Below are 25,719 nucleotides of genomic sequence, written 5' to 3' on the forward strand. Positions count from 1 at the left end.
TGGTGTTGCGCCACGTTATTTGCCTGCGATTCACTCTATCTGGGTGCGGAATAACCAGATGAATGGCAACGGATAAATACTGCTTGACCATCACGCCGCCTGTCCCTATAGTACCGCCCCGTTGCAGTGCATAGCGCCGCAACGTACGGTGAGGTGTCTGAGTGGCTGAAGGAGCACGCCTGGAAAGTGTGTATACGCGTAAGTGTATCGAGGGTTCGAACCCCTCTCTCACCGCCATATTCGAGCGAAAGGCTCTGACGAAAGTCAGAGCCTTTTTCTTTGGCGTCCAATCAGGCTTTCATGTCGCGATGACCTCTGCTGCTATGATCTGCGGCGACGCCCTTCTCTACTGATGCGATCCCCTAATGGGGAGAATGGCATTAACCGACTGTAAACCACCTGATTACGCCCTTGTTTTTTCGCTTGATAAAGCGCTTCATCGGTCATCTTCATTGCTTTGAGCATCGACATGCCCGGTAAATAGAGCGAAGCACCAATGGAAATGGTGGTCTTTACTTTTCGGCCGTCAGGCAATTCAACATTTAAATTCTCTACCCGTTGGCAAATGCGCTCAGCAACCGTTTTAATAGTTTGCGGATCATGGCTATGGGTAATCACAATGAATTCCTCCCCGCCAAAACGACCCACGAAATCCTCATCCCGAACACTTGAAGTCAATAATTTCCCCACTTCAGTCAATAACAGATCACCCCCATCATGACCATAGGTGTCGTTAACCAATTTGAAGTGGTCAAGATCCAGAATCATTAACCCACAGGCCTGTCGGCTGCTATGGATGGTATTTAATCGATAATCAACACTTGCCCGATTATTTAATTGGGTTAATTTGTCGATATTCGCCCGGTTCTTCATTGCAAAATAGGCGTAAATATAGCGCTCTTTAAAATTCAGAGCATGATAGCAAATAGCCAAACAGAGGGCAGAAATCAACTGATACACCACAATCTGGGTCCATATCAGTGCACTTGGAACAAACAGAAGCGCGGCGAGAACGCGATAAAAAGCGATTAAGATAATGGTGATATAAAAAATACGATTACTTTTTTTCTCCCACACTCTGGAGAGTAAAAGAGGAATAAAAATGATGGTTATTAAGATATTATCTAACGTGACCCAGCCGGTAAAAGCAAAATTGATCACCAATGCAGTCAAGCTACTCAGCCAGCCGCCATAAAAAGTGACCAACACAATCGGGATCAATTCAAAACTGTAGAAGAATGAGCCGGAAATAACCCACTGGTCCTGATTCAGGTAGAGCGAAACCAGTCCTGCGACCAGACCAAATAAAATACGTTTCCAGACCTCTCCATGATAGGAGAAGGCGCTACTTTTACTTAAAGCAAAATAACTAATAGAGAGAGTTGCATAGGTGACACAAACATCCCGATAGAGTGTTGACAGAGATTCTATTTCACTCATGGCGTAGCATCAGTCCTTTGAATTCTCACTGTTGATTTTAACCCACAGTAGCGTGACCGATTGCCCATTAATGTTAAACCATATTTAAGACTGAAATTATTCATCGGAATCCCTGAACATTGAGTGTGGATAATAGCCATAGTTTCTAACCTAAATCTTAGCTGCGAGATAGGCTTTGTTCCTGAATAATTTCATTATGAGATCTGCCAAGATTGTCCGGCAACAAGATATCGCTGAATCCTGAATGTCTCCCTCTACTGCGCCATCATTTTTATCTGGCGGCTTAATATTCATTTTCTGATATTTGGGGGTAAAAGAAAGGGCTAGTAGGGATAATAGTCATTTTTAATATATCCAGCCGAGAAATTCACTGATCTGCAATGGAACTGTTCATTTAACACCCTTTTTAAAAGAGAGAGTTATCCCAATTCTGACAGAGATTGATATACATCTAGATCTCAGTTACCGAATTGGCGTATCGTGGATGTCTGCTACTCGAGACGGACCCTTATTGGCCCGCCATTTATTTTGTCTTTTCTTTATTTGGTTTGCACCTTAGATGAAAACGCACGGAATTAACGGCATTAGGCCGTTCAGCGCGCTTATTGACGCTTGCTGGCGAGAAACCTATACACTTCAACGACTTCTCAAAGATATAATTGCCGGTGTCACGGTCGGTATTATTGCTATTCCGCTGGCGATGGCTTTGGCTATCGCCAGTGGTGTCCCGCCGCAATATGGCTTATATACCTCCGCTATCGCCGGTATTGTTATTGCAGTGAGTGGCGGCTCCCGCTATAGCGTATCCGGCCCGACGGCGGCCTTTGTCGTTATTCTCTATCCGGTGTCGCAGCAATTCGGTTTAGCCGGTTTATTACTGGCGACATTAATATCCGGCCTATTTTTACTCTGCATGGGTTTGGGGCGACTTGGGCGCTTGATTGAATATATTCCACTGTCAGTGACCTTGGGTTTCACTTCTGGGATTGGCATCACCATCGCCACCATGCAAGTGAAGGATTTCTTTGGCTTACACCTGACCGAGGTGCCGGAAAACTATGTCGGCAAAGTCAGCGCACTGGCGCAAGCCATGCCAACCATTAACTTCAGTGATACGTTAATTGCTACCGTCACGCTGCTGGTATTAGTGCTCTGGCCACGACTAAAATTAAAGTTACCGGGTCACTTACCGGCTCTGGTGGCGGGTACTGCCGTGATGGGGCTGCTATCACTCTTTGATCATCAGGTCGCGACCATTGGTTCGCGCTTTGGCTATTTGCTGGCCGATGGCACTCAGGGCCATGGCATTCCCCCTATCCTGCCGCAATTTGTCTTACCCTGGCATCTCCCTGCCGCAAATGGGCAGGATTTTGTTTTGGACTGGGCGACCCTTTCCGCATTGCTGCCAGCGGCCTTTTCGATGGCGATGCTGGGGGCGATTGAGTCGCTATTATGCGCCGTGGTGCTTGATGGTATGACCGGGCAAAAGCATCATTCAAACAACGAGTTAGTGGGTCAGGGATTGGGGAATATGGTCGCGCCATTCTTTGGTGGGATCACCGCAACAGCCGCGATTGCCCGTTCTGCGGCGAATGTCCGCGCAGGAGCCACCTCACCGGTATCAGCCATTGTCCATGCCCTGCTGGTGTTATTGGCCCTATTGGTGCTGGCCCCCATGCTCTCTTATCTGCCGTTGGCGGCAATGGCTTCGCTACTGCTGATTGTGGCTTGGAACATGAGTGAAGCGCATAAGGTCGTTGATCTCCTGCGCCGTGGGCCGAAAGACGACATTATCGTGATGTTGCTCTGCATGAGCTTAACAGTGTTGTTCGATATGGTGATTGCCATCACGGTGGGTATTGTGTTGGCCTCACTGCTATTTATGCGGCGTATTGCACGAATGACGCGGTTAAGTGAGATTCCGGCGGCGGTTGACGAGCAAACACTGATATTGCGGGTGAATGGGCCACTGTTCTTTGCTGCGGCAGAGCGGATATTTAATGAGTTGCTGGGGCGCAGTGAGCATTACCAGACCATTATTCTGCAATGGGATGCCGTACCGGTGCTGGATGCGGGCGGCTTAAATGCGTTTCTGCGCTTCACAGAGGCTCTGAGCGATGAGCAGCAGCTCATCATCACCGACATTCCTTTCCAACCCCTGAAGACGCTGGCAAGAGCTAGAGTGCACCCTATTGAGGGCAAGTTGAGTTTCTACGGCACCCTGCCAGAAGCACTGGCGGCTTTGCAGTCGAAATAGCCGTTAGCGCGATCAAAAAAGGCAGCCTCAATAGCTGCCTTTCAGACTGATGACAAACCCCGATGACTCGATCGGAAACGGTGAGGACAGACGGAAGAGTAAAGCGTCCGCGCCACGGATGGCGCGGTTCGAGCCATCAGGGACGATTTTACGGCGTCTTTACGATCCGCCTGTTCTCTCCGCCACTGGCACTTTGTCAACAACCTCAAAGGCAGCCTCAATAGCTGCCTTTTCAATCAGTCAAACATTCATTCGACTTATAGCTCGATATCCGAAGTCATTGGCGTTGGCTGCAACGTCAAGGACGACGGAGATGAGCTTACTTGCTGGTATCCAGCTCTGGGAAACTCTTCACCAAATCGTCAATGGCTTTCATCTGAACCAAGAATGGCTCCAGCTTAGCTAATGGCAGTGCTGACGGACCGTCACACTTGGCGCTATTCGGTTCCGGATGTGCTTCAATAAACAACCCTGCCAGACCCACCGCCATACCGGCACGGGCCAGCTCAGCCACTTGCGCACGGCGACCACCGGATGCAGAACCAAATGGGTCACGGCATTGCAATGCATGGGTCACGTCGAAAATCACCGGATGACCGCCAGTGGCTTGCACCATGACATTGATGCCCAACATATCAACCACCAAATTGTCATAACCAAAGTTGCTGCCGCGATCGCAAAGAATAACTTGATCGTTGCCCGCTTCTTTGAATTTCTCGACGATGTTGCCCATTTGGCCGGGGCTAACAAACTGAGGTTTTTTCACGTTGATCACCGCGCCAGTACGGGCCATCGCTTCGACTAAATCAGTCTGACGCGCCAAAAATGCCGGTAACTGGATAACATCAACCACTTCAGCAACGGGCTGACACTGGCTTATTTCATGAACATCGGTGATCACTTTCACGCCAAATTGTTGCTTCAGATCTTGGAAAATTCGCATCCCTTCTTCCAAGCCGGGGCCACGGTAAGAGTGAATTGAAGAACGGTTGGCTTTGTCGAACGAGGCTTTAAATACGTAAGGGATGCCCAGTTTTTGGGTCACGGTGACGTAATGCTCGCAGATGCGCATCGCTAGATCGCGTGACTCAAGCACATTCATGCCGCCAAACAGCACGAAAGGCAGGTCGTTCGCTACGTTGATATCGCCAATGCTAACCACTTTCTGTTTCATACTAATACCTTTATAAAGGGTAAATCGAGATTAATAACAGCAGGTTATGTCAACCGCTCATCGCCGTAGAGGCTGGCCGTTATCGGACCGCAGCGACACAACCGCTATCGAAATAAAATCAGTGCAATGTGACCCGCTGTTGCTCGATGGAGTGGATCTGCATTTTTATCATTTCAGCGATCGGGTCTTCCGGGCACTGCTCGACAAAATAGCTTAAATCTGAGATAGCGATATGATTGCAATCCAATTGGGCATAAATCAGGCCACGGTCGCGGATTTCATAGGGGTCATCGGGATCAAATGCCAATACCGCTTCACTGGCACGTAGTGCCAACTCCATCTGCTTCTCTTCCATCAATGCGGCTTTCAGCGTGTCGAGCATTTTACGGACAATAATCGTGTTTTCTGCCTCTTCTAAATCTTCATCTTCCAACTCGGCGCTCAACCCTAAATTACCTTTGATCCACACCTCCAGCATATGCTCGTTCAGTGTTTCGCCGTTCAGCGGGTTAATTAGCCACATCTCTTCGTCTAGCCAATCAGCACGAAGAATTAATTGAGTTGGAAAGATAACGGGCATTAAAGGCAAATTCAGTTGATGGGCGATATAGAGGAAAATCACTCCCAGCGACACCGGGGTTCCCTGCCGCTTATCGAGCACTTTATCCAGCCAAATAGCATCGGAGAGACGATAAACGCCCCCTGCGCCACCAAATTTCCACTGGCGGTAAAACAGATCGATAAGCACTTCTAATTGCTGATCCTGATTAAGATCGGCAGGCATTGCCGCCCGCGCATCATCGACCAGCTGTTGCAGTTGGTTGCGTACATCAGCCAGTGGAAAATCTTGTCGAATCTCCTGGGTAACCAGTAACACCCCATCACACAGGGACGCGTTGTTAAATTCGAAATCAGCAATACTACTCATAAATATCCCATCAGCAGTGGTAACTTAGTTGTTGCCAGTTTGGCAATCAAATACAGGCAACCCAATGCGAGTATAAAAGCAAGCCAGCGACGACTCTGGCTGCGGGTGCGCTTACCTAATGCGACATAGCCAAGCAGGATATAGATAATAACGCCAAACAGCTTTTCAGTCAGCCATGTTCCTTGCGGACTGAAAGGGTAAAATCCAGTGATAAAAATCAGCACAATGCCGCTGACAAATAACAGCGTATCATTGATATGCGGGGTTATTTTCACCCAGCGTTTGTCCATCATAGCTGAACCGCGACATTTCCAGAAGAAACGTAATACAAACAGCGTAATGCTGATAACCACTGTCAGCAAATGCAAATACTTCATGGCGATATAATCGACCCACATGACTCTTGCTTCCTTTTTTATACAGAACGGGAATTTTCTTAATTACGCGCCCCATTGCCCCAAAGTAACACGATCATTATTACCATAATCTTTATGGGTAATTACAGCACTAAAACCCGCTTTTTTAAGGTGTTTTTGGACTGCCTGCGCCTGCTGCCAGCCATGCTCTAACATTAACCAGCCGCCTGCCTCCAGATAAGCCGGTGCCTGACGGATAATTTCAGCCAGATCGGCCATCCCTTCATCCTCGGCCACCAGCGCACTCTGCGGCTCATAGCGGACATCCCCTTGATTGAGATGAAGATCATTGGCATCAATATAGGGAGGATTGCTGGCGATCAGTATGAATTTGCCGCTCACCGATTGAAACCAGCTACTTTGCAGAAAATCAACATTCTCTATCGCAAGCTTTTCTGCGTTATGACGCGCTAGCGCAACCGCATCCGCTTTAATGTCTACGCCCATCACCGCACAATCTGGCCGTTCGCTGGCCAAGGCCAAGGCGATGGCCCCCGTACCGGTACCTAAATCCAGAATATGGCAAGGGGTGGAGGGCAAATGCACCAACGCCTGCTCGACCAAGCATTCAGTGTCTGGCCGGGGGATCAGGGTGGCGGGGGAAACACTCAGTGGCAGTGACCAGAACTCTCGCTCACCCACCAGATAGGCAATTGGCTCACCCTGCTCACGACGAATAGCCAGTGGCTCTAACACCGCTAACTGTTCGGGAGACAATGGGGTTTCGCCGAAAGCCAATAAATAGGTCCGCGCGCGCCCAGTCACAAAGCTCAACAGAATCTCAGCATCGCGCTTCGGGCTGTCACTTTGGCTAAAACGGGCTGCCGCTAACGACAGCCACTGTTGGTAATCCATTAATCTTGCTCAGATAGTGCGGAGAGTTGGTCAGCCTGATACTCCTGCACGATCGGCTGGATCAACATATCCAGTTTACCTTCCATCACTTCATCCAGACGATACAGTGTCAGGTTGATGCGATGATCTGTTACGCGCCCCTGCGGGAAGTTATAGGTGCGGTTGCGATCAGAGCGGTCGCCTGTACCCAGCAAGTTGCGGCGCTCAGAAGCTTCCGCCAGTTGGCGTTTTTGCATTTCGGCAGCACGAATACGTGCGCCCAAGACGGACATCGCCTTGGCTTTGTTTTTGTGTTGCGAACGCTCGTCCTGACACTCCACCACCAGCCCCGTAGGAATGTGGGTAATACGGATTGCCGAGTCCGTGGTGTTAACGTGCTGCCCGCCCGCCCCTGAAGAGCGGAAAGTATCAATACGCAAATCACCGGCGTTGATCTCCGGCATTTCAGCTTCAGGAATGGCAGGCATCACCGCGACAGTACAGGCCGAGGTATGAATGCGCCCCTGTGATTCGGTTTCAGGGACACGTTGCACACGGTGACCGCCTGACTCGAATTTCAGTTGCCCAAAAGCACCCTCGCCGGAAACCTTGGCAATCACCTCTTTATAGCCGCCGTGCTCACCTTCGCTGGCGCTCATAATCTCAACTTTCCAGCGGCGAGCTTCGGCATAACGGCTGTACATACGGAACATGTCACCCGCAAAAATAGCGGCTTCGTCGCCACCCGTCCCAGCACGGATCTCCAGAAAACAGTCGCGCTCATCATCAGGGTCTTTCGGCAACAGCAACAGTTGCAACTGCTGTTCCAGCTCTTCACTGCGCGCTTTGGCCTCTTTCAACTCTTCCTGTGCCATTTCACGCATTTCGAGATCGTCCAGCATCATTTCTGCGGCTTCAATATCATCCTGCGTACTGCGCCACTCTTTAAAACAGTTTGTGACGTCAGTCAATTGTGCATACTCACGCGATAACGCGCGGAAACGGTCTTGATCGGCAATCACGCTGGCATCGCCAAGGTACGCCAACACTTCTTCATGGCGCTCTTGTAACGCTTCCAGTTTGGCAACAATAGAAGACTTCATCCGTGGTTTTAAACCCTGTAATTAGAGGAAACTAGTGCTGATCCAGCCCAAGGCTGTCGCGTAATAATTGCAACCGCTCCATATCGCCATCGCTGGCAGCTTGCTGGAGGGATTTGGTGGGCGCATGAATCAAGCGGTTGGTGAGCTTATAGGCCAGTTCATTCACCACCTGCTCGATATCAGCACCCTGCTCAATGGCGGCTAATGCTTTAGCGGTCATCTCGCTGCGCACCTGTTCGGCCTGAGAGCGGTAATCACGAATGGTTTCCACCGCCCCCTGTGCACGCAGCCAGGTCATAAAATTCATGCTTTCCTGTTGTACTATCGACTCGGCCTGAACTGCGGCGGCCTGACGCTGCGCCATATTGTGCTGAATAATCGCTTGTAAATCATCAACACTGTATAAATAGGCGTTGGACAGTTTACCCACTTCAGGCTCGATATCGCGCGGCACCGCAATATCGACAAACAGCATTGGCTGATTGCGGCGGCTTTTAAGTGCCCGCTCGACCATCCCTTTACCAATAATCGGCAGCGGGCTGGCGGTTGAGCTGATAATGATGTCAGCATCGGCCAGACGCGCGTCAATTTCTGGTAGGGTGATGACTTCCGCGCCCACTTCCGTCGCGAGCGCTTGTGCGCGTTCGCGGGTACGGTTCGCGATAATCATATGTTTGACTTGATGTTCACGCAGATGACGGGCCACCAGCTCAATGGTTTCACCGGCACCGACCAGCAACACATTCAGTTCTGACAGTGACTCAAATATCTGCCGCGCCAAGGTACAGGCGGCAAACGCCACCGAAACGGCGCTAGCACCAATCTCAGTTTCGGTGCGAACTCGCTTCGCTACCGAGAAGGATTTCTGGAACAACCGCTCCAACTCGCCAGACAGCGATTGGCCGCGCTGAGACTCAGCAAAGGCTTTTTTCACCTGCCCCAGAATTTGTGGCTCCCCTAATACCAGGGAGTCCAGCCCACTCGCAACGCGCATCAGATGACTGACGGCGTCATTGCCATGATGCCAGTACAGGCTTTTTTTCACTTCGTCTGGGCTGAGTTTATGATAGCTACACAGCCAGGCAATGAGTTGTTCGTGCAGATTTTCTTGCTGTTCGACGCTGAGGTACAGCTCCGTTCGGTTGCACGTAGACAATACGACACCGCCCTGCACCAACGGCTGTTGGAGCAAGCTAGCAAGTGCCTGATCGATCGATTCCGGTGAAAATGTCACCCGTTCACGTAACGATACAGGAGCGGTTTTGTGGTTAATGCCTAATGCAAGCAGAGTCATGGGAACGGCTTCGAGTAATACTGGTGTTAGTATGGATTCTCGTCTGAACCGCATTCTACTTGATGCGCGAGATCAATAAAAGGCGCAGTGCATCATCCTAAGTATTATCCCAACTTATGCTCAGAATTTGATTATATGCTGTACAACATAGAACAAGATATTGACGCTCCGCCCTTTGGCCGTTAGCGTGAGCAGCAATATTGCCTGTTTGCGGCACATCATCAGGATCTGCTTTACACTATATTTCTATTGCTCTATCAAAACATTGCTCTATCAAAAATAGCGTGTTTCACCCAAAATATAGTGCTCCAGCAGAAACGTGCCGCCAGTGCAAACCCTGCGACCGATAGGATTTATACTCATATGCCTCAGCGCAAAATCAGTTTTTATCGTCTACTGCCTTTAGCTACCCTGCTGCTAGCCGCCTGTAGCACGACGCCTACCAGTGGCCCAGCGACCAGCCCGACATCACCACAATGGCGTCAGCATGAGCAACAGTTACAGCAACTCAGCCAATTCCAGACCCGTGGTGCATTCGCGTATATCTCCGAAAAACAAAAAGTCTATGCCCGCTTCTTCTGGCAACAAACCGCGCCAGAGCGCTACCGCCTGCTGCTGACCAACCCATTGGGGAGCACTGAGCTAGAGTTGCTGGTGCAACCGGGTGTGACTCAGTTGACGGATAATCAGGGCAAACGCCACGTCAGCGACAATCCACAAGAGATGATTCAGAAATTGACCGGCATGGCGATTCCATTGGATAGCTTGCGTCAATGGATTCTGGGCTTACCGGGAGACACCACCGATTTCACCCTCGATGACAAGTACCGCCTGAAACAACTGACTTACACGCAAGCGGGTATCACGTGGACGGTGGATTATCAGGAGTACAATACTCAGGTGACACCAGCACTGCCTAGCCGCATGGAATTGAGCCAAGGTGGGCAACGTATCAAACTGAAAATGGATAATTGGACTGCCAAATAACATGGTTAGCGTAAACCCACAGGTGTGGCCGTCACCGGCAAAACTGAACCTGTTTCTTTATATCACTGGGCAGCGGGCAGATGGCTATCATCAACTACAAACGCTGTTCCAGTTTCTTGATTATGGCGACGAACTGACGATTGTACCGCGCGATGACGACCAAATTTGCTTATTGACGCCGATCGCGGGCGTGGAGAACGAGCAGAACTTGATCGTCCGAGCCGCACGATTGCTGCAAAAACAGCACGGGGCGACAAAAACAGCACGGGGCGCGGATATCAGTATCGAAAAACGTTTGCCGATGGGTGGTGGATTGGGCGGCGGCTCTTCCAATGCGGCAACCGTGTTAGTCGCGCTCAATGCGCTGTGGCAATGTGGCTTATCTGATGACGAATTAGCCACTTTGGGGCTGACATTGGGTGCCGATGTGCCGGTATTTGTACGCGGACATGCCGCTTTTGCCGAAGGAATTGGTGAGATATTGCAGCCCGCGACACCTGCGGAGAAGTGGTATTTGGTCGCGCACCCCGGTGTAAGCATCCCAACACCCATTATTTTTTCCGATCCTGAATTAAAAAGAAATACGCCAGTTCGCCCACTGGCGGCGCTTTTAAGCACTCCTTACGCAAATGATTGCGAACCGATCGCAAGAAAACGTTTTCGCGAGGTTGAACAGGCTCTTTCATGGCTGTTAGAATACGCACCGTCACGCCTGACCGGAACAGGTGCTTGTGTGTTTGCAGAATTCGACACAGAGTCATCAGCTCGGCAGGTGTTAAGTATTGCCCCGGAGTGGTTGCACGGTTTTGTCGCTCGTGGTGTGAATGTTTCGCCACTGCATCGTGTCCGCTCTGGAAAATTAGAAAGCAGTGAGCACAGATAACGATTTACAGCGTTATGTAAGGTCGATGTAATGGCCCCACTGACCTTGGGTTCTGAAAATACCTGTCTCACTTGATTGAAAGCCGGTTCATAATGCTGTTTGTACCGGATAGATTTCAAAATGCAGAAAGGCGGCACGCGAGAGCAGCCAACCCCCCTGCAACTTGAAAGATGATGGTTATCACTGTGTTTTGGCTTTAAATACCCGTATGTATATTGCAATCAGTATGAATAATCGCCCCTGATTACTGATCTGACAATATCTTCTCTGGACGCATGCCTGAGGTTCTTCTCGTGCCTGATATGAAGCTTTTTGCTGGTAACGCCACCCCGGAACTAGCACAACGTATTGCCAACCGTTTGTACACCAGTCTTGGTGACGCCGCTGTAGGTCGTTTTAGCGACGGCGAAGTGAGCGTGCAAATCAACGAAAATGTACGCGGTGGTGATATTTTCATCATCCAGTCCACCTGCGCACCCACGAACGATAACCTGATGGAACTGGTTGTCATGGTTGATGCCCTGCGTCGCGCCTCCGCAGGACGTATTACTGCTGTTATTCCTTACTTCGGTTACGCTCGTCAGGATCGCCGTGTGCGCTCCGCCCGTGTACCGATCACTGCCAAAGTTGTTGCGGATTTCCTCTCCAGTGTTGGGGTTGACCGTGTTTTGACAGTGGACCTTCATGCTGAACAGATCCAAGGCTTCTTTGATGTTCCGGTTGATAACGTATTTGGTAGCCCAATTCTGCTGGAAGATATGTTGCAGCAAAATCTGGAAAACCCAATTGTTGTCTCTCCAGATATCGGCGGTGTTGTCCGTGCCAGAGCCATTGCAAAACTGCTGAACGATACTGATATGGCGATTATCGACAAACGCCGTCCGCGCGCTAACGTCTCCCAAGTGATGCATATCATTGGTGATGTTGCGGGCCGTGACTGTGTGTTGGTTGACGATATGATCGATACCGGTGGCACATTGTGCAAAGCGGCAGAAGCCTTGAAAGAACGTGGTGCTAAGCGTGTTTTTGCTTACGCAACTCACCCGATCTTCTCTGGCAATGCGGTTGAGAACATCAAACACTCCGTTATCGACGAAGTGATTGTGTGTGACACCATTCCGCTATCTGCTGAAATCAAGGCATTGAAAAATGTGCGTACTCTGACGCTGTCTGGCATGTTGGCTGAAGCCATCCGCCGTATCAGCAATGAAGAGTCGATCTCTGCGATGTTTGAGCATTAATCAGCATTAGGTTATGAATATTCCTGCGGTGCTGTTTGGCCGCAGTTAGCCGCAAGGTTATGACCGTGATGCGCCGTTTGGCGGGCATTACGCGAAATCTTTGTAGTGGAATGATGTTGTAGCGGAATGTTTGTAGCTCGTTGATATAATGCAATATATGAACTGATGCAGATAAAGAAAAACCCGTTGAAGCAGATGCGACAACGGGTTTTCTACTCTTGCTCTATGCTTCCTTGACCAATGGATTTTTGAGCCGTCATTTACCCCTCCTGCACATCAGCTCAATTAAAAACTGAGAAGACAGGTTTTCTATTGGCTACTGCTATATTGGTTACGCTACCTATAAGTGCCGCAACTCAACATAGGGATAGCGGGTTTATAGCTGAATTGTTTTAAAACTGAATTATTTTAAAACTCATCGCTATGAGTGACGTTGATTACGATTACAACGTTTATCAAAGTGCTTAACCCACCAATAGCGGTCAGCAACTTCTTCACGGCCACCAATACGGGCACCCACCAACCACAACAATGCGCCCACAAAGATACTCATGACAGCACCATGGGCAAAGAATTGTGGTAAGCCGAGTTGAGTCACTTCAGTCAGGATGGAATAACCTACGCCACCTACCATAGTCACCAAACCCAATCCCATCAGCACATTACCTAGCCTTGCAGCGCTTTTACGTTTCATATGCCACCTCCACTTCGGGTTGCCGATAAATAATCACTCAGCTGAGCCGTTAAACTGCTTGCTTAATGCGATTATTCATGTCCATTTGATTACTTAGTATAGTCAGGCTGGTGAGGAAGGTATTGCGCTTGCGATCACAACTGGCAAATATAATCCAACAAATCTTTACACTTTCCAGACATTTAGCACCGAAATTGAATTATACACGTGAGTTATTATTCATATTGTGAATTATTGTCATCAATTTGCAGAGCCAATTAAAACACGTCTGCATCTTCACATTAACGATATATAGCCAAAAAATGGGGTATTGCCGCTCAATAGTCCCTCCCCCTGCCCATTCAAGTATCCACGATATCAACCTGAGTTTTGTCATTACGCGCCATGACAGGTAAACTGTGGCCCTTAAATTCCTTTCGTAATAGCGAATGACGACGTGAGCAGTATTAAATTAATCGTTGGGCTGGCAAATCCGGGCGCTGAATATGCCCAAACCCGCCATAACGCGGGTGCCTGGTATGTAGATTTATTAGCCGAGCGCCATAACCAATCACTGAAAGAAGAAGCTAAATTCTTCGGTTATACCGCACGGTTAAATCTGGCAGGTCAGGATGTTCGCTTGCTGGTGCCCTCTACATTTATGAATCTCAGTGGCAAAGCCGTCGTGGCAATGGCAGGGTTTTACCGTATCCTGCCTGAAGAGATCTTAGTCGCGCACGATGAGCTGGATATCCCACCGGGCGTGGCAAAATTGAAATTAGGCGGTGGCAACGGCGGTCATAACGGCCTGAAAGATATTCAGAGCAAGCTGGGCAATAACCCAAACTTCTATCGTTTGCGCATTGGTATTGGTCATCCAGGTGATAAAAGCAAAGTTGTCGGCTTTGTTCTGGGTAAGCCCCCCACAAGCGAACAAACATTAATAGATGATGCCATTGACGAATCCATCCGCTGCACTGAAGTGCTGATGACTGAGGGTATTACCAAGGCAATGAATCGCCTGCACTCTTTCAAGGCTGGCGTATAAAAGCTTGCCAGCTCCCCTGCGGATTCGTATCAGCGGGGGAGTTAATCTTTCGCTTTACTCATTTTTGTTGCACAAGGCATTGATCCCCTGCTGCCCTTCGGCCGTCAATACCACACCCGAGGTGATCACCCTCACCCGCCCAAGAAAGTTATTGCTTTTGCCATCATATTCATCAGCTATATCGCTGAGTTTATCGGTACAAAAAAGGGCATCCCATGCGGTTGCTTTTCTCTTATTTTCTGACAACTCATGGCTGCGCTCGAATTTGTCGGTTGTCGCAGTGAAGGTCAGTTGAATACTATCAAAATCCTCATAAAGTCTGTTTTTCTTGTAGCCCACATACCTTACGCTTTGGCCCGACTGTTTCTCTATTTCCACGCCATATTGATCAATCAATTGCGCAAAGGTGGGTCCAGCAGGCTCAATATCTGCCGTTAAAAACCGCATTCCCACAACACCGACCATCCCCCCGAGTAAAATTACTATTAACCACTTATAGATGCTCATTTCCATTGGGATAATCCAAACTCAATATGCAGATCGTCATCATTAGTTATCGGACATTTGCCAGAAAACTTCAGATGACAGAAACGTGATCTCAGACACAGAGTTAGAAAAATCAATCACCTATCAGCCATTACAGTGAAATCGCCACCCGCAACGAAACAGCATGATCGAGATAAATCATCATTATGTGTATAATGGCGGCATAAATTTTGATTACATCAATCTGTTAACCCTAACAGGTTGATTTTTAAGTTATTTAAGGTGATATAAAACATGGGATTCAAATGCGGTATTGTGGGCCTGCCTAACGTCGGTAAATCCACCCTGTTCAACGCGTTGACACAAGCGGGCATCGAAGCAGCTAACTTCCCGTTCTGCACCATTGAACCCAACACGGGTGTGGTGCCAATGCCGGACCCGCGTCTGGATCAACTGGCCGAGATTGTTAAACCGCAACGTATCTTGCCAACGACCATGGAATTTGTTGATATCGCGGGCCTGGTTAAAGGGGCATCGAAAGGCGAAGGTCTGGGTAACCAGTTCCTGACCAATATCCGTGAGACCGAAGCGATTGGTCACGTCGTGCGTTGTTTTGAGAATGACAACATTATCCACGTCGCAGGGAAGGTTGATCCGGCTGATGATATTGACACCATCAATACTGAGCTGGCACTTTCTGATTTGGAAGCTTGCGAACGCGCCATCCATCGAGTTCAGAAGAAAGCCAAAGGCGGCGATAAAGACGCTAAAGCTGAACTGGAAGCACTGGAAAAATGTCTGCCACATTTAGAGAATGCGGGCATGTTACGTGCATTGAAGAGTCTGACCGAAGAAGATAAAGCCGCGATCCGTTATTTGAGCTTCCTGACGCTGAAACCGACCATGTACATTGCCAACGTCAATGAAGATGGCTTCGAAAACAACCCCTATCTGGATCAAGTGCGCGCCATTGCGGCAGCAGAAGGTTCTGTTGTAGTGGCTGTTTGCGCCGCTGTTGAGTCTGACATTGCTGAACTGGAAGATGCAGACCGCGCTGAGTTTATGGCTGAATTGGGTATTGAAGAGCCGGGTCTGAACCGTGTTATCCGTGCGGGTTATGAACTGCTGAATCTGCAAACCTACTTCACTGCGGGTGTCAAAGAAGTCCGCGCATGGACCATCCCTGTGGGGGCAACCGCGCCACAAGCCGCCGGTAAAATCCATACCGACTTCGAAAAAGGCTTTATCCGTGCTCAAACTATCGCCTTTGATGATTTCATCACCTATAAAGGTGAACAAGGCGCGAAAGAAGCCGGGAAAATGCGTTCAGAAGGTAAAGACTACATCGTAAAAGATGGCGACGTGATGAACTTCTTGTTCAACGTCTAAATAAAATTTGTTGTCTTATGAGGTTTCACTGAATCTCATAAAACTGACAAACACCATAAAATCCACGCACTTGCGTGGATTTTTGATTAATATAAGTGACCAAATAATAATCAGAACTTATTTTATGTTGTCGGAATGCAAATAATTGATTCTATATTTCTGTTTTTGAAAGATTCTTTCCGAAGAATTGATCTAATTTCCCCATGGCTTGATTCACATATTCCGGCTTCCAATAGGTTTCAATATGGGTTGCGCCCTCAATCAGAAATAACTCTTTGTCTTTCGCAGCAGTGGCACCTTTAAAGGCTTTCTCAGTCATATAAAGGGAGTCGGCTTTGCTACCGGCTATCATCAGTAACGGCTTATTAATCAAATCCATATTGCTTGCCGCATCAAATCTCATTAAGTCGAGCAGACTACTGGCGGTGTATCTGAAGGTCGAGTTAGGGTGAGCGTGAGTCTTGCCGTAATACTCAAAACCCTGCCGATAGAGGTCAAACGGCAGTTTGGCAATTTGTTCGTCTGTCAGTTTGGCATCTCCTAGATAAATAACCTCGCCACCAGCCGCTTCCTGTGCTCGTGCATCCGAGGCTTGTTTTAAACGCTCTTGTATCGTAGAAAGCTGCGAATCCTGATAGCCGTTGCGTCTAACCAAGCCTGAGTCAAACATGCTCAGTGTCGCAATGGCACTGAAACGTTTATCTGTTTGCGCTGCTTTTAACGAGTAGCCACCGCCGCCACAAATACCCAGTAATCCTAAACGGGCAGTGTCTACGCCGGGATATTGGCTAATGAAATCTGCCATGCCATGAATATCTTCAATGCGGTAAGCCGGTTTATCCACATTACGAGGTAAACCCCCACTCGCCCCCTGATATGCCGCATCCGCAGTCACAGTAATGTAGCCTTGTTCAGCCAGACGCTGGGCATATAGACCCGCGACCTGCTCTTTTACCCCTCCATTGGGGTGTGCCACCACCACTGCCGGATATTTTTTGGCGGGATCATAATTTGCCAGCGTATAAACGTTAGCAGAAATATCCAGCCCATTCAGCTTATAGGTGACCGGATGAATATTGACTTTGCCTTTCACATTTTCAGTAATCGCGTCGTCATAAGCTAAGGTAAATGGATTTAATTTATAATCTGCTGCCATTGCGCCCCCTGATGAAAATGTGATCACTGCCGCTAGCAAGCTTGATTTAAAAATCGGTGACGTTTTAAAAGTCGATGCACTTTTTAAAACCGATATCGCTTTGCAAACGTTATGTTTCATTTAAAAAACCTCCAGATATTCAAATAAACACGTATTACCCCGTCACTCACTTGGGTATTTTTTGAGTAGGGATAGGCTGGCAGGTAGTCTAAGGGGGTCATGCTGACATCAACGTGACTGCCAGATAACATGTTTGTCAGTGACATAAAGACTTTTCTGACAAAAATGTCAGGAAAATGTCAGCTTGGTGTTAGTCATGAAGCGCTAAGATAGGTGAAATGAGATTTTTATTATCCTGACCGACAAAGGGAGAGAGAAACATGCGGCTACTATTGGTCGAAGATGAGGAGAAAACATCCTCCTATATTCATCGCGCACTGACCGAGCAGGGTTTCACTGTCGATATCGCGGCCACTGGCACGGATGGATTGTATCTGGCCCTTGAGTATGATTACGACACGATTGTGCTGGATGTCATGTTGCCCGGCATGGATGGTTACCGTGTTCTGAAAGGTCTACGCGCCAGTAAGCAAACCCCCGTGCTGATGTTGTCTGCCCGAGGTTCAGTTGATGAACGCGTCAAGGGTTTGCGTCATGGCGCAGATGATTATCTGCCGAAACCTTTCTCGCTCATTGAGCTGATTGCCCGCATACAGGCATTGTTGCGGCGACGTCCCAGCGACGGCGCGGATGTGACACAATTGCACATTAACGATCTGCATCTCGACCTACTGGCGAGACGTGTCACTCGAGGGGGGGAGCGCCTCGAACTCACAGCAAAAGAGTTTGCTCTGTTAAGTTTATTAGCCCGACATCAGGGCGAGATCCTGTCAAAAATGATGATTGCAGAACAGGTCTGGGACATGAACTTTGACAGCGATGCTAATGTCGTCGAGGTCGCAATAAAGCGCCTGCGGGCGAAAATTGATGCGCCCTACTCGCTCAAACTGTTACATACAGTGCGAGGCATGGGGTATGTCCTCGAAACTCGGCCCGAACAACAGGCCAAATAAAGGACGACGTTATGATTAAAAGTTCCATTTCAGGGCGACTGGCGCTGATGTTTGCCCTTGCTGCTGTGTTGATAATCTCAGCCGTCGGTCTTGTGCTGAGAAGCTCCCTACATGAATCATTACAAAAACAGATGCATAACGAATTACGGTTCAGGGAGTCGCTGATGACACCGTGGATTCTCTCTCGCACCACGCTGGATGGCTGGCAAACACTGGCCAGCAAATTTGCCGATTTAGCCACCACTGAAGGGGGTCGAGTACAGTACTGGATTCTCAGTGATGACCCCCGACTTCGGATAGGGGGGCCGCCGCCAAGCGGTGTCAATTGGGCGTCACTGCGCAGTGGATTCAGCAAAGTTTCTGGCTCAACAGAGGCGTCATGCTCTCTCTTTCTGCTGATGTCGGAGATTCCTGCCAAAGGTGAGCGTCCTGCGCTGCGCTATGTTGTTGCTATCGATTCCACGCCCTATATGGGCACCCTGAATGAATTTACCCGCACATTGATTGTGATTACCGCAATTGGCGTCTTATTGGTGGCCCTGTTGGGGTTCGTGATTGCCAGAATAGGCATGCGCCCTGTTAACAAACTCAGTGATCAGGCGCACCGACTTGCTCCGGGAAATCACGGGCAGCGTCTGGAGACTTCAACACTGCCAGATGAACTGCAAAAGCTGGCCGTCGCATTCAACGGCGTACTCGAACGGCAGGAAATCGCCTGGCGACAACTTGAAAGTTTTAATGCTGATGTGGCACATGAACTGAGAACCCCACTGACCAATCTGATGGGCCAAACACAACTCGGTCTGTCACGTCAACGCGAAACGCATGAACTCAAGGAGTTACTTGAGTCCAATTTGGAAGAGCTTGAGCGCATGACCTCTATCGTCAACGATATGTTATTTCTTTCTCATGCTCAGGCCGGGGAGCATGCCACCCAATTAACCGAAGTTTCTCTTCGTGCAGAGGCGTACAAAACCACAGAATACGTCGAACCTTCATTTGCCGAAAAAAACTTGTCTATTCATGTCGAAGGGGATATCACCGCGCGTATTGATCGGCGACTATTCCACCGTTCGTTGGCTAACCTACTGGAGAATAGCGCCCGACACGCGGTTCCCGGCACCACCGTCACCGTGAAGATTGCACACGAAGATAATCTGGCGTCCATTGCCGTCGCCAATGTCGGCGAACCTATTGCGGCTGAGCATCTAAAACGACTCTTTGAGCGTTTTTATCGTGTGGATTCAGCACGTTCACACAGTGCCACACATCATGGACTGGGGCTTTCCATCGTCAGAGCCGTGGCAATAATGCATCGGGGAGAGGTATTTGCCAGTAGCCAAAATGGAGTCAATACCTTTGGTCTGACCCTCGCAGTAAGCAGTGCCCCAGCTGATAAAAAGTCTTTTTAATCAAGGTAATTTAGCCCGTTACTCTGACAGAGTTGTCAGGTCGCGGTCAGCCTAGTGACATGAAGCATCCGGTAAAATCACGTTATCGTCACCGAACGACTCCCCATTTTTAATGGTGTCGATAACAAAGGAAATGGATGATGAAAAAAAAGATTCAGCAATGTCTGCTTTGTACCGCCCTAACATTTTTCGGTTCGATTGCCACCGTTGCTCACGCACAGGACGCCACGAAAAATCAGGCAGAGAAGCCGTCACGGGCGCAACAATTAATGGGTGATATTGCCCCCAAAATGGCGCAACTCACAGACGATGTCCTGTACGCCGATATCTGGGAGAGGCCACAGCTCTCAAAACGTGACCGGAGTCTGGTGACCGTTAGCGCACTAATTGCAATGGATCGCCCCGACCAGTTGCGCTCTCATCTGCGTTTGGCACGCCAAAACGGTGTCACTGAAGAAGAGTTGGTCGAAACCATCACCCAGCTTGCCTTCTATTCAGGATGGCCAACCGCAGTCACAGCAATATCCATCGCAAAAGAGGTCTTTAAAGAAGGGAAATAGTTTTATCTTCAATGGATTAATTGGAATTTCTCGCCTTAAAGGATTGAATCGATATGAAAATGACCCTTATTACACTGGCTGCACTTTTACTGACCAGTACGCACACCGTTGCCGCAACACAGGGGGCGGTGACAGTCAGTTCAGCAGGATCGCAACCCACAACTATGGGTGCAGTAGAGTACTTTACTGGCACGGCAAAAGTTGACTCCCGCTTTAAAGGCACCGCCCCAGCCCGAATCTCTGGAGGGACAGTCTCATTTGACGCGGGAGCACGGACAGCATGGCACACACATCCCCTTGGACAGACACTCATTGTCTCTTCCGGTACAGGTTGGGTACAGGAATGGGAGGGGGCAGCCCAACAAATCAAAACCGGTGATGTCGTCTGGATTCCGCCGGGTGTCAAACACTGGCATGGTGCATCCGCAAAGCAGCCGCTGGTGCACATTGCTATCTCAGAAACACTTGAGGGTAACACTGTGACGTGGATGGAAAAAGTCACGGACGACCAATATCCACAGTGATAAATAAGAGGAACAGACATTGAAAACCTTACTCAAAACATTTACCGCCTGTATGTTGATGGGTGGGCTGATTCCGCAATCTGCATTCGCTGAGCCGACAAAACCCTTAGTGATTCAGTCTCAGGGAAGCTTTGCCGCAGGTGGGGCGATCATGACGGCACCGGGTCAGTTTGATCCGAAAAAGCCACTGGACTCCGCTGGCCAGAGTTATCATGGTGATCACGCCGCTGTGTTTTATCAGATCCCTGAGAACCCTCACAAATATCCTATTGTGATGTTACACGGTGCGGGGCAGTCTTCCCGGACATGGGAAAGCACGCCGGATGGGCGCGAGGGTTTTCAGAATATCTTCCTGCGCCGTGGCTTCTCAACCTATTTGGTCGATCAACCCCGTCGGGGCAATGCCGGACGCAGCATGGTAGAAGGCACGATCAAGCCCGTTGGCGATGAGCAATTATGGTTTAATCAGTTCCGTCTGGGGGTCTGGCCTGATTTCTTTGATGGTGTTCAGTTCTCCCATGATAAAGAGGCGTTAAACCAGTACTACCGTCAGATGACTCCCAATACTGGCCCTTTTGATATTAATGTGATTTCAGATGCCCTGTCAGCCGTAGTGGATAAATCTGGCCCGGCTATTTTATTTACTCACTCTCAGGGTGGCGGCCCGGGCTGGTTTACTGCGATGAAGAACGCCAAGGTCAAAGGGATTGTCGCGTTTGAACCCGGCAGCAGCTTTGTCTTTCCTGAAGGCGAGGTTCCCCCTCCAACAAAGAACGCTTTTGATACCGTCAAAGGAGAGTCGGTGCCCTTGGGTCAGTTTATGGCACTGACTAAAATCCCGGTCCTGATTATTTACGGTGACAATATTCCCGATAAACCGAGCGCTTTGCCTGCACAAGATAGCTGGCGCGCCCGACTGGCTGTGGCGCGTCAATGGCGGGATGTGGTGAATAAGCATGGCGGAGACGTGACGGTGATCCATCTGCCGGAAATTGGCATCAAAGGGAACACTCACTTCCCGTTCTCAGATCTGAATAATATCGACATCGCCGATCAGGTATCGACATTCCTGAAAGAGAAAAACCTCCAATAAATAGGCACATAGCGCCACGTACTCACCATTAATGCAACAACGGACAAGGGTGGCGACGATTTGGAGAGCATAAATCGCTGCCCGCCAGGTCGTCATAGTCCCGCTCTATTTATTAACTCAATTCATAAAGCTATGCGGAATCTAGTCCCTAATCTTATGGCCACACTTGCACTATCCTTTTGGTAGCTAACACATGACACAGGAGATCACGATGAACACGGTGACATTAAATAACGGCATTCAGATGCCGTTACTGGGCTTTGGCGTTTTTCAGATGACGGACCCCTCCGAGTGTGAGCGGGCAGTGATTGATGCTATTGATGTGGGATACCGTCTAATTGATACAGCGGCCTCTTATCAGAATGAAACACAAGTGGGTAATGCATTAAAGCAGAGCGGCATTGCACGAAATGAACTCTTTGTTACCACCAAACTCTGGTTACAGGACACTCACTATGAAGGCGCAAAAGCACAATTTGAGCGCTCGCTTAACCGTCTACAGCTTGATTACGTTGATCTTTATTTGATTCATCAGCCCTATGGCGATGTTCATGGCGCATGGCGTGCCATGGAAGAGTTATATCAGGCGGGGAAAATCCGGGCGATTGGTGTCAGCAATTTTCATCCTGATCGCCTCGCAGACCTGATGGCCTTTAACAAAATCATACCAGCAGTGAATCAAATTGAGGTCAACCCCTTTAACCAGCAACTGCATGCGGTACCGTGGATGCAAAGTCGCACCATCCAGCCCGAAGCTTGGGCACCCTTTGCTGAGGGGCGCAATGGATTGTTCCAGAATCCACTGCTCACGGCCATTGGTGAGAAGTATGGCAAAAGTGTGGGTCAGGTTGTTCTGCGCTGGATTTATCAACGTGGCATTGTTTCGCTGGCCAAATCCGTTCGCAAAGAGCGCATGACGGAAAATATCAATGTGTTGGATTTTGAACTTAACGCCGAAGAGATGACGCGGATCGCCGCTATGGACACCGCCACCAGTGCCTTCTTCTCTCACCGTGATCCGGCGATGGTTGAGTGGCTGACTCATCGTAAGCTCGATGTTTAATGAATAGCCGCCCTGAGCATATTTATCTGGCGGTTGAAAACGGATGTTATTGATTTACTGCACTGACATCAGCGGCTGGCAGCCCTTGCCAGCCCATCTCATTAGCCACACCCCATGGTAGATTTTGACGCTAATCATTCAAATGTTAATATAGAGCAAAGAGGGAACTAAACTTCACGATAAGAAAGGAAATTTTTTGAACACTGAAAGCAGAATAGGGTTGTGGCCAAGGTTAGCTTTATATGCAATGGCAATTTTGCTATTAGCGGGATGCTCAAGCAAAACAAATCGTGACTATGCCACCCTGCCCAAAGGCAGTTACAACGATAAAACCTACACAGTCCAACGCGGTGATACACTCTATTTTATCGCCTGGATCAGTGACTCTGAAGTCAGTGACCTTGCCCGCATCAACAAAATTCGCCCCCCCTATCAGCTCGAAATTGGGCAAAAGATCCATCTTGGCAGCGCCACAACCTCGAGTCGTCAAGCATCGGGTAAGCGCAAATCCTCAAGCACAGCCATCGTCAACTCGACACCACCACCCGGCGCTAATCGTTGCTGGCGTTGGCCAACCAGCGGCCAAATCATATCGAAATACTCCACTGCCGATGGCGGTAATAAGGGTATCGATATTGCGGGTAAACGTGGGCAACCTGTGTATGCTTCAGCCAAAGGGCGAGTCGTGTATGTTGGGAATCAGCTACGGGGTTATGGAAACTTAATCATGATTAAGCATGGCAATGATTTCATCACGGCCTACGCCCATAACGATACGATGCTGGTGAAGAATGCGCAAGATGTGAAGGCTGGGCAAAAAATAGCCACCATGGGAAGCTCAGGGACGGATACCTTGATGTTGCATTTTCAAATCCGTTACCGCGCCACCGCCCTTGATCCGCTGCGCTATTTGCCGCCGCAGGGAACATCACCTAAGTGTTAACCCACTCTCATCTGAGATGATCATGACACGCCATGATCTCTTAGATATGCAAAAGGCTCCTGCTTAGGAGCCTTTGATTTTTGTGCATGATGCTTTTTTGGCGCTATCGTTACGCCAAAATTTCTTTCACGAAAGCTTTGATCTCTTCAACCTGACAGTTATCGAAGAAGCACTGCTGGAAACGTTCGCCGCTTACGGCAGTTTTCACCAGTTCTGGATCGATTGCACGCAGTGTATCCAGATAGTTATCTTTCACTACGGCTGCTTTCACTTGATTCAAGATACCCGCGTTGCGCACTTGTGGCTCTTTACGATCCAGTGGGTAGCCTTCGCCCTTCACGCCAGTAAAGGCTTTTTCGAAGATATAACGCACATTCAGCTCAGCGCCCCAGCCAAAACCTTTGGCATATGGCAGAGAAAGTGCATTACCGTTATTGATTTGCGCAAACAGGAAAGCATCCGCAGGATCAATGCAATAACCACACACCACACCTGGGTGAATGTTTAATGACATCATTGCGCCCTGACCCGTACCACAACCTGTGACCACGAAATCAACCGCTTTAGAATTCAGCAAGATACTGGCCATGATCCCCAGATGAATATAAGTCAGGTGATGGTCGTTTTCATCACTCATACCTACGTTGTATACCGGGTACGCTTTTTCCGAGGCTACAGCATTCAGCTCTTTCAGGATTATCGCGTTTTTCGTTGCCTGACTATTTTCCATCATCAGTGCAATTTTCATTTTTTTATCTCCGATTGGTCAATGAAACGTAGTCCATTGAAGGTGTCATGTTTAGCTTGATTATATCGAAGATATCACTAGTAAAACAACATTTCAATTTTAATGGAAATTAGTTCTACACAAGTCACACATCAGCATGGCTCTGTATAAGAATGCCCTGTTTCTCCTTAAGATTTCGGTCACAACATCTCCAAGATGGCTACGCGCAGGGAACCCAAGCCGCAACACAGTGCGGCTTGGATGATATCAGATGAGATATAAGATAAGGCCACTCTTAGTGATGTAACATCTCGTGAACAATGTCATCTTTACCCAATGTTATTGGATAAAATGTTGGCCAGTTATCCATTTCTTTAAGCAACTTTTCATGCGATTCATTGCTCGTATAAATATGAAAATGATGGGATTTTTGCGACTTAATAATGTGATCGCTGAATTGAACATACTTTGGGGCTTTTGAATGAGTGTCTTTGCATTCGAATAAATAGCGCACACCTTTCTTCCCTGAGTCATAGTGCATTATTTTAAAACCAGAGTAGATATATTTACAGGAGTTCACGGCTTCAGCGGTATGGAAATCAATCGTATTATCCTCAATACCAATCATATTAACGTCAGTGGCGTAGCCTTTTTTGTAATACTCTCGGTACTCTTCAACACTCTTATCTTTATTTTTCTGCGCCTTATGAATGAGCACAGGGTCTAAGTCCCCGTTTATAAGATAGGGATTAATTGATTGCCAGACCCCATCCCAATCGCTAAGTGTTCTATCTTCAACATCTTTGTCTTCAAAAACACCTTCACTCGCTTTACGTTCAGCCTCCGTTTGTTGATGCTCATGCGCATGGCTATGGTTACCGTGAGCGAATAAGTTAAAACTGACCAGTGAGGCACAAACACCGAGTGCAATAATTGATCGATGGATAATTTTTCTTGGCATGAATAGCTCCTGCTTCTGATTGAATGCTTGATATGTGATGTTATACTATTACAT

At 48.6% G+C, this 25,719-nt stretch carries 25 protein-coding genes and 1 tRNA gene; 14 read left to right on the forward strand and 12 right to left on the reverse strand.

Annotated features, from left to right (window positions below; all coding sequences use genetic code 11):
• The first annotated feature begins 147 nt into the window (after window positions 1-147).
• Window positions 148-237: transfer RNA gene (locus HRD69_RS16715), tRNA-Ser, on the forward strand.
• 84 nt (window positions 238-321) lie between these two features.
• Here the strand turns inward: HRD69_RS16715 and HRD69_RS16720 are convergent.
• A complete protein-coding gene (locus HRD69_RS16720) occupies window positions 322-1,440 on the reverse strand; it encodes a diguanylate cyclase (RefSeq protein ID WP_004875681.1) in 1,119 nt (372 codons plus the stop codon).
• A gap of 559 nt (window positions 1,441-1,999) precedes the next feature.
• Here HRD69_RS16720 and dauA point away from each other — a divergent pair.
• Window positions 2,000-3,697, forward strand: coding sequence for a C4-dicarboxylic acid transporter DauA (gene dauA, locus HRD69_RS16725; RefSeq protein WP_004875680.1), 1,698 nt, complete (start codon window positions 2,000-2,002; stop codon window positions 3,695-3,697).
• Window positions 3,698-4,016: 319 nt separating this feature from the next.
• On the opposite strand, the gene kdsA is transcribed toward dauA, so the two are convergent.
• The 6 genes from kdsA to hemA all read right to left on the reverse strand — a co-directional run bounded on the left by kdsA (window position 4,017) and on the right by hemA (window position 9,446).
• Window positions 4,017-4,871 (reverse strand): 3-deoxy-8-phosphooctulonate synthase, encoded by an 855-nt coding sequence (kdsA, locus tag HRD69_RS16730; RefSeq protein ID WP_004875679.1) that lies wholly within the window; start codon window positions 4,869-4,871, stop codon window positions 4,017-4,019.
• Window positions 4,872-4,989: 118 nt separating this feature from the next.
• On the reverse strand, window positions 4,990-5,799 hold the full coding sequence (gene sirB1 / locus HRD69_RS16735) for an invasion regulator SirB1 (protein WP_032814783.1): 810 nt from the start codon (window positions 5,797-5,799) through the stop codon (window positions 4,990-4,992).
• Window positions 5,796-6,197 (reverse strand): SirB2 family protein, encoded by a 402-nt coding sequence (locus HRD69_RS16740; protein ID WP_004875677.1) that lies wholly within the window; start codon window positions 6,195-6,197, stop codon window positions 5,796-5,798. The genes sirB1 and HRD69_RS16740 overlap by 4 nt, the downstream gene beginning before the upstream one ends.
• A gap of 42 nt (window positions 6,198-6,239) precedes the next feature.
• Window positions 6,240-7,070 carry a peptide chain release factor N(5)-glutamine methyltransferase gene (gene prmC, locus HRD69_RS16745; protein WP_032814781.1) on the reverse strand — a complete coding sequence of 277 codons (831 nt, stop codon included), beginning with the start codon at window positions 7,068-7,070 and terminating at the stop codon, window positions 6,240-6,242.
• Window positions 7,070-8,152, reverse strand: a complete 1,083-nt coding sequence (prfA, locus tag HRD69_RS16750; RefSeq protein ID WP_004875676.1) for a peptide chain release factor 1 — start codon at window positions 8,150-8,152, stop codon at window positions 7,070-7,072. The genes prmC and prfA overlap by 1 nt, the downstream gene beginning before the upstream one ends.
• Window positions 8,153-8,183: 31 nt before the next feature.
• Window positions 8,184-9,446 (reverse strand): glutamyl-tRNA reductase, encoded by a 1,263-nt coding sequence (gene hemA, locus HRD69_RS16755; protein WP_004875675.1) that lies wholly within the window; start codon window positions 9,444-9,446, stop codon window positions 8,184-8,186.
• Between the two features lie 363 nt (window positions 9,447-9,809).
• On the opposite strand from hemA, the gene lolB reads away from it, so the two are divergent.
• The 3 genes from lolB (at window position 9,810) to prs (ending at window position 12,557) form a co-directional block, all read left to right on the forward strand.
• Complete coding sequence (gene lolB / locus HRD69_RS16760) at window positions 9,810-10,433, forward strand: lipoprotein insertase outer membrane protein LolB (protein WP_032814780.1); 624 nt, start codon at window positions 9,810-9,812, stop codon at window positions 10,431-10,433.
• Window position 10,434: 1 nt separating this feature from the next.
• On the forward strand, window positions 10,435-11,316 hold the full coding sequence (gene ispE / locus HRD69_RS16765; RefSeq protein WP_004875673.1) for a 4-(cytidine 5'-diphospho)-2-C-methyl-D-erythritol kinase: 882 nt from the start codon (window positions 10,435-10,437) through the stop codon (window positions 11,314-11,316).
• Window positions 11,317-11,609: 293 nt separating this feature from the next.
• Window positions 11,610-12,557: a ribose-phosphate diphosphokinase gene (gene prs / locus HRD69_RS16770; RefSeq protein ID WP_004390739.1), complete on the forward strand. Its 948-nt coding sequence runs from the start codon at window positions 11,610-11,612 to the stop codon at window positions 12,555-12,557.
• Between the two features lie 421 nt (window positions 12,558-12,978).
• Here the strand turns inward: prs and ychH are convergent, their stop codons facing one another.
• Complete coding sequence (gene ychH, locus HRD69_RS16775) at window positions 12,979-13,251, reverse strand: stress-induced protein YchH (RefSeq protein ID WP_032814778.1); 273 nt, start codon at window positions 13,249-13,251, stop codon at window positions 12,979-12,981.
• Window positions 13,252-13,687: 436 nt separating this feature from the next.
• Here ychH and pth point away from each other — a divergent pair, with 436 nt between their 5' ends.
• Window positions 13,688-14,278 carry an aminoacyl-tRNA hydrolase gene (gene pth, locus HRD69_RS16780; RefSeq protein ID WP_004875671.1) on the forward strand — a complete coding sequence of 197 codons (591 nt, stop codon included), beginning with the start codon at window positions 13,688-13,690 and terminating at the stop codon, window positions 14,276-14,278.
• A 54-nt stretch (window positions 14,279-14,332) separates the two neighbouring features.
• Here pth and HRD69_RS16785 read toward each other — a convergent pair whose 3' ends face one another.
• Window positions 14,333-14,791, reverse strand: a complete 459-nt coding sequence (locus HRD69_RS16785) for a hypothetical protein (RefSeq protein ID WP_032814777.1) — start codon at window positions 14,789-14,791, stop codon at window positions 14,333-14,335.
• Window positions 14,792-15,058: 267 nt separating this feature from the next.
• Here HRD69_RS16785 and ychF point away from each other — a divergent pair, with 267 nt between their 5' ends.
• Complete coding sequence (gene ychF / locus HRD69_RS16790) at window positions 15,059-16,153, forward strand: redox-regulated ATPase YchF (RefSeq protein WP_004875669.1); 1,095 nt, start codon at window positions 15,059-15,061, stop codon at window positions 16,151-16,153.
• A 151-nt stretch (window positions 16,154-16,304) separates the two neighbouring features.
• On the opposite strand, the gene HRD69_RS16795 is transcribed toward ychF, so the two are convergent.
• A complete protein-coding gene (locus HRD69_RS16795) occupies window positions 16,305-17,429 on the reverse strand; it encodes an alpha/beta hydrolase (RefSeq protein WP_004875668.1) in 1,125 nt (374 codons plus the stop codon).
• A gap of 260 nt (window positions 17,430-17,689) precedes the next feature.
• Here HRD69_RS16795 and HRD69_RS16800 point away from each other — a divergent pair, with 260 nt between their 5' ends.
• The 7 genes from HRD69_RS16800 to actS all read left to right on the forward strand — a co-directional run bounded on the left by HRD69_RS16800 (window position 17,690) and on the right by actS (window position 23,977).
• The gene (locus tag HRD69_RS16800; RefSeq protein WP_004875667.1) at window positions 17,690-18,382 is read left to right on the forward strand and encodes a heavy metal response regulator transcription factor; all 693 of its coding nucleotides are present in this window, start codon (window positions 17,690-17,692) and stop codon (window positions 18,380-18,382) included.
• 11 nt (window positions 18,383-18,393) lie between these two features.
• Window positions 18,394-19,794, forward strand: coding sequence for a heavy metal sensor histidine kinase (locus tag HRD69_RS16805; RefSeq protein WP_004875666.1), 1,401 nt, complete (start codon window positions 18,394-18,396; stop codon window positions 19,792-19,794).
• A 137-nt stretch (window positions 19,795-19,931) separates the two neighbouring features.
• Window positions 19,932-20,354, forward strand: a complete 423-nt coding sequence (locus HRD69_RS16810) for a carboxymuconolactone decarboxylase family protein (RefSeq protein ID WP_004875665.1) — start codon at window positions 19,932-19,934, stop codon at window positions 20,352-20,354.
• Window positions 20,355-20,407: 53 nt separating this feature from the next.
• Entirely contained in the window at window positions 20,408-20,878 is a 471-nt protein-coding gene (locus HRD69_RS16815; RefSeq protein ID WP_004875664.1) for a (R)-mandelonitrile lyase, read from the forward strand.
• Between the two features lie 19 nt (window positions 20,879-20,897).
• Window positions 20,898-21,971 (forward strand): alpha/beta hydrolase, encoded by a 1,074-nt coding sequence (locus HRD69_RS16820; RefSeq protein ID WP_004875663.1) that lies wholly within the window; start codon window positions 20,898-20,900, stop codon window positions 21,969-21,971.
• Between the two features lie 211 nt (window positions 21,972-22,182).
• Window positions 22,183-23,034 (forward strand): aldo/keto reductase, encoded by an 852-nt coding sequence (locus HRD69_RS16825; protein ID WP_032814776.1) that lies wholly within the window; start codon window positions 22,183-22,185, stop codon window positions 23,032-23,034.
• Between the two features lie 214 nt (window positions 23,035-23,248).
• Window positions 23,249-23,977 carry an amidase activator ActS gene (actS, locus tag HRD69_RS16830; RefSeq protein WP_032814790.1) on the forward strand — a complete coding sequence of 243 codons (729 nt, stop codon included), beginning with the start codon at window positions 23,249-23,251 and terminating at the stop codon, window positions 23,975-23,977.
• Window positions 23,978-24,086: 109 nt separating this feature from the next.
• On the opposite strand, the gene HRD69_RS16835 is transcribed toward actS, so the two are convergent.
• Both HRD69_RS16835 and zinT read right to left on the reverse strand, forming a co-directional pair.
• Window positions 24,087-24,725 (reverse strand): RpiB/LacA/LacB family sugar-phosphate isomerase, encoded by a 639-nt coding sequence (locus HRD69_RS16835; protein WP_004875660.1) that lies wholly within the window; start codon window positions 24,723-24,725, stop codon window positions 24,087-24,089.
• Between the two features lie 274 nt (window positions 24,726-24,999).
• Window positions 25,000-25,665, reverse strand: a complete 666-nt coding sequence (gene zinT, locus HRD69_RS16840; protein WP_004875659.1) for a metal-binding protein ZinT — start codon at window positions 25,663-25,665, stop codon at window positions 25,000-25,002.
• Between the last annotated feature and the right edge of the window lie 54 nt (window positions 25,666-25,719).

This window comes from Yersinia mollaretii ATCC 43969, from assembly GCF_013282725.1.
In the GTDB taxonomy this organism is placed as follows: Bacteria; Pseudomonadota; Gammaproteobacteria; order Enterobacterales; family Enterobacteriaceae; genus Yersinia; species Yersinia mollaretii.